Origin of the sequence: Amycolatopsis sp. NPDC059657, assembly GCF_042734395.1 — a bacterium.
GTDB lineage: Bacteria > Actinomycetota > Actinomycetes > Mycobacteriales > Pseudonocardiaceae > Amycolatopsis.
Window position 1 is genome coordinate 1 of sequence record NZ_JBHWEB010000245.1, and the last position, 4,820, is coordinate 4,820.

Annotated in this window: 3 protein-coding genes; all 3 read right to left on the reverse strand. The window is 67.4% G+C overall.

Features of this window, described 5'->3' with window-relative positions; translation table 11 throughout:
• Positions 1-384: 384 nt before the first annotated feature.
• Genes ACFV15_RS47840 through ACFV15_RS47850 form a run of 3 tightly spaced genes read right to left on the reverse strand, consistent with a single transcriptional unit; the run spans position 385 to position 4,596 of the window.
• A complete protein-coding gene (locus ACFV15_RS47840) occupies positions 385-1,926 on the reverse strand; it encodes an amidase (RefSeq protein ID WP_378360147.1) in 1,542 nt (513 codons plus the stop codon).
• An 18-nt stretch (positions 1,927-1,944) separates the two neighbouring features.
• The gene (gene glnA, locus ACFV15_RS47845; protein ID WP_378360149.1) at positions 1,945-3,288 is read right to left on the reverse strand and encodes a type I glutamate--ammonia ligase; all 1,344 of its coding nucleotides are present in this window, start codon (positions 3,286-3,288) and stop codon (positions 1,945-1,947) included.
• Positions 3,289-3,324: 36 nt separating this feature from the next.
• Positions 3,325-4,596: an MFS transporter gene (locus ACFV15_RS47850; protein WP_378360151.1), complete on the reverse strand. Its 1,272-nt coding sequence runs from the start codon at positions 4,594-4,596 to the stop codon at positions 3,325-3,327.
• Positions 4,597-4,820: the final 224 nt, after the last annotated feature.

Below are 4,820 nucleotides of genomic sequence, written 5' to 3' on the forward strand. Positions count from 1 at the left end.
ATTTAATGCACTCAAAGGAACCTCAAACGAGGTTCAATATATAAGCTCTACTGGCTTAGTTCACTAGCACACTGTTGAGTTCTCAAGCAACACACTGAATTGCTTCAAGCGATATTCATCTAAACTTTGGTCGAGCCATGCCCGTACCTACGATATATTCGTAGGAGGTGGGCGGCCGCTCGTGGGGCCGACGCTGAACGTTACCCGGTCCGATTCGCGGTGTCAAATCCCCGCTCGGCCCTGGCGCCTCCGGTCCTGCTCGGGGCTTGCGGCCCCGCCGGCCCGGTGTTCCTGGCGACTTGGAGAACTTTACATGGCTCGAAACCCCTGAAAACAGGGGGGTCACTTAACGCCATCGCCGCAGGTCAGACCGTAGGCGTCAAGTCATCCGATGGTGGGAAGGTAGTTCGGGGCCCGCCGAGCGTTCGCCGCGCGTTCATAAGCGGCGCCCAGCGAGAGCACTCGGGCGTCCGCCCACTGCCCAGCCATGAACGAGATCCCCACCGGGAGCGGGCCGACGAAACCCGCGGGCACGGTCACCGCCGGGTAGCCCGCGACCGCCGCGGGGGTGGACGACGGGATCACGTCGTTGTCGCCCGTCGCGCAATCGGTCTTCCACGCGGGCGGATTGGTCGGGGCGGCGATCGCGTCGAGCCGGTACCGGGCGACGACCTCGTCGATCGAGCGTTTCGCCAGGTCGGTGAGCTCGGCGCGCTGCGCGAGGTAGCCGGGATCGGCCGGACCTGGCGCGACGAGTGCCTGCTCGAACAGCTCCTGCCCGGCGAAACAGGTCTGCTCCAGCGGGTCGGAGCGGTTGTAGGCGATCAGCGCGGCGAGGTCGCGCGGAACACCGGGACGACCGGCGAGGTACTTGTCGATGTCCCGGTGGAACTCCGTGAGCAGCGCGGGAAACTCGAGCTCGGCGAGCCGTGCCTGGTAGGGCAGGTCGACCTCGACGACCGTCGCTCCCCTGCGCTCGAGCACCTCGGCGGCGCGGGACATGACCGCGTCGACATCCGGGCCCAGCACGGGCAGCCGCCACAGGCCGATGCGTGCTCCGCGTAACGCGTCCGGCCTCAGAAGTGCGGCGTAATCACGCGGTTGGGTGACCGGGTACCGCCAGGTCGCGGGGTCGGCATGATCGCGGCCCTGAAGTGCGGAAAGGGTGATCGCGACGTCCACGACCGACCTCGCCATCGGGCCAGCGGTGTCCTGTTCCGCGGAGATCGGCACCACGCCTGTGCGGCTGACCAGACCCAGACTCGGTTTGTGGCCGACCGTGCCGGTCATGCCTGCTGGGCAGACGACCGAGCCGTCGGTCTCGCTGCCGATCGCCACCTGCGCGAGCGACGCGGCGACGGCCGCGGCGGAACCGGCCGAGGAACCGCACGGGTTCCGGTCCAGCACGTACGGGTTGTGCGTCTGCCCGCCGACGCCGGACCAGCCCGAGGTCGGCTTCGCGGCACGGAAGTTGGCCCATTCGGACAGGTTGGCCTTGCCGAGGATGACCGCGCCCGCCGCACGCAGGCGTTTGACCAGCTCCGCGTCGGCGGGCGGCTTGGTCCGCAGCGCGCGGGAACCCGCGGTCGTGTCCATCGATCGGGTGTTGATGTTGTCCTTGAGCAGGACCGGTATGCCGTCGAGCGGACCCCGCAGGCGGCCTGCGCGCCGCCTCGCGTCACTTTCGGCGGCTTCCGCGCGCAGCGCCGGGTTCACCACGAGAACCGAACGGACCTTCGGGTCGATGGACCGGATGCGGTCGACATAGGCCGAGGTCAGACGGACGGAATCGAGCTTGCCGCGAGCCATTCGGGCTTGCAGGTCCGGGATGGTCGCGGAGTCGAGGTCGAAGCCGAGACCGCTCGCGGAAGCGGGCGCCATGCTCACGGACGAAAGAAGGGCGACGATCAGTGCGAGTCTTCGCAATTCCCGTCGCCCTCCTTGTCAGAGAACCGGTAGCAGTGTGCGCAACTCGTAGGGAGTCACGGCGCTGCGATAGTTGTCCCACTCAACCCGCTTGTTACGCAAGAAGAAGTCGTAAACATGTTCGCCGAGCGCCTCGGGCAGCAGCTCCGACTTCTCCATCTCCGACAGCGCCTCGCCGAGGTTCTGCGGTAGCTGGGAGTAACCGGCGGCGCGGCGCTCAGCGTCCGACAGCTGCCAGATGTTGTCCTCGGCGGGCGGCGGGAGCTCGTAGCCCTTCTCGATGCCCTTGAGGCCGGCCGCGAGAATCACCGAGTACGCGAGGTACGGGTTGCACGCCGAATCCAGCGTGCGGATCTCCACCCGGCGCGAGGATGCCTTGCCCGGTGAGTACATCGGCACGCGGACGAGCGCGGAGCGATTCGAGCGGCCCCATGACACGGTCGTCGGCGCCTCACCGCCGCTGATCAGGCGTTTGTAGGAGTTCACCCACTGGTTGGTGACCGCGGAGATCTCCTTGGCGTGGGTCAGCAGACCCGCGACGAACGCCTTGCCCGTTTCTGAAAGCTCGTACGGGTCCTCGGCGTCGTAGAACGCGTTGCGGTCACCCTCGAAGAGGCTGACGTGGGTGTGCATCCCCGAGCCGGGCTGATCGGTGAACGGCTTGGGCATGAAGGTCGCGCGCACGCCCTGCGTGATCGCGACCTCCTTGACGACGTAACGGAACGTCATCACGTTGTCGGCCATGGTCAGCGCGTCGGCGTACCGGAGGTCGATCTCCTGCTGCCCCGGTGCGCCCTCGTGGTGGCTGAACTCGACCGAGATGCCCATGGCTTCGAGCGTCTCGATCGCGTGGCGACGAAAGTGCGTGGCGGTCGCGTGGCTGGCCTGGTCGAAGTAGCCGCCGTTGTCGGCGGGCTCGGGCTCGGAACCGTCGTCGGGCAGGTTCGAGAGCAGGAAGAACTCGATCTCGGGGTGGACGTAGCAGGTGAAGCCTGCCTCCGCGGCTTTCGAGAGCTGGCGGCGCAGCACGTGCCGCGGGTCGGCCCAGGACGGTGAGCCGTCCGGCATCGTGATGTCACAGAACATGCGCGCCGAGTAGGGGCCGCCGTCGGGGGTCTCCCAAGGCAGCACCTGGAAGGTCGCCGGGTCCGGCTTGGCGACCATGTCCGACTCGGCGACCCGTGCGAAACCTTCGATGGCGGAGCCGTCGAAGCCGATCCCCTCGGTGAAGGCGCCCTCGAGTTCAGCGGGTGCGACCGCCACTGACTTGAGGAAACCGAGCACGTCGGTGAACCAAAGACGGACAAATCGGATGTCGCGCTCTTCCAAAGTGCGCAGCACGAATTCCTGCTGGCGATCCATGGCCGCACCCTAGAGGGCACTTGTTAACGGCATGTTTCACGACACTCCGATGGCCACTGACGTGTTCGGCCTCCTAATCGAAATAGAAGCCAGCGAACCGAGAATCGCCAGGCCGGCGGCGATGTACCAGGCAACGGCGTAGTCACCGAAATGATCGCGGATGACACCGGCGCCGAACGCCGCGATTGCCGCGCCGAGCTGATGCGAGGCGAACACCCAGCCGAACACGATCGGGCCCGCCTCACCGAACTGGCGGACACAGAGCGCGACCGTCGGCGGCACGGTCGCCACCCAGTCGAGACCGTAGAAGATGATGAACGCCCAGGTGCTCATCTCGACGGAGTCGCTGAGCAGCTGCGGCAGCAGTGCCAGCGAAATGCCGCGAAGCGCGTAATAGACACCGAGAAGGATGCGCGGATCGACGCGGTCGGTCAGCCAGCCGGACGCGATGGTGCCGACCACGTCGAAGATCCCGACCAGCGCGAGCAGCCCGGCCGCGGTCGTCTGCGGCATGCCGTGATCGTGTGCGGCGGGCACGAAGTGGGTGCTGACCAAGCCGTTGGTGGTCGCGCCGCAGATCGCGAAGCCGACGGCGAGCAGCCAGAACGTCCTGGTGCGCGCGGCCGAGAACAGCACGCTCAGCGCGCGTTTGGCCGTTCCGGTGCGGCGCTCGGGCACTTCGGCTGGTTCGTCCACACCGTATGGACCGATGCCCAGGTCGGCTGGGTGATCACGGATCGCGAGCAGCACCAGCGGGACGACGGCCAGCGCGGCGATCGCGATGACCAGCGACGCCGTGCGCCAGCCCTCGCTGATCGCGAGCTTCGCGACGATCGGCAGGAAGATCAGCTGCCCGGTGGCGCCCGCGGCGGTCAGGATGCCCGTGACGGTGCCCCGGCTGCGCACGAACCAGCGCGCGGCGACGGTCGCGGCGAAACTCATCGCCATCGAGCCGGTGCCGACGCCGACCAGCACGCCCCAGCAGAGGATCAGCTGCCAGCTCTCGGACATGAACACCGTGCCGCCCGCGCCGATCGCGACGACGACCAACGCGGTCGCGGCGACGCGGCGCATGCCGAAGCGCTCCATGAGCGCGGCGGCGAACGGCGCGAACAAGCCGTAGAGCACGAGGTTGACGGAGACGGCGGACGCGATCGTCGCGCGTGACCAGCCGAATTCCTCGTGGAGCGGATCGATGAGCACACCGGGCGCGGCGCGGAAGCCCGCGGCGGCGAGCAGGGCGAAGAACGCGGCGCCCGCGATGATCCAGGCTCTGTGGACCTTGGGGCGCGAAGTGGTCAGCTGCACGGCACTGAGTCTTGTTCGGCGGGAAAACGGGCGAAAGTGGCCGGAGGGCCACTATGCGCAAGGATTCGGCCACGAGTCTGGGCGTGTCTCGTGGAGCTTGTGCGATGGGAGTCGTGATCCAGGTGGTCGCTGGCGGTGCCGCGGGATCATCCTCGTACCGGGTTGTACTCGGGTGATCCCGCGGTTCCGTCAGCCACCACCAGGGCGCGGCTACCCCGTGCAAG

Bases quoted from the DNA above. Each gene is read 5' to 3' on its own strand.
- glnA (WP_378360149.1), bottom strand. From the start codon at position 3,288: ATGGATCGCCAGCAGGAATTCGTGCTGCGCACTTTGGAAGAGCGCGAC.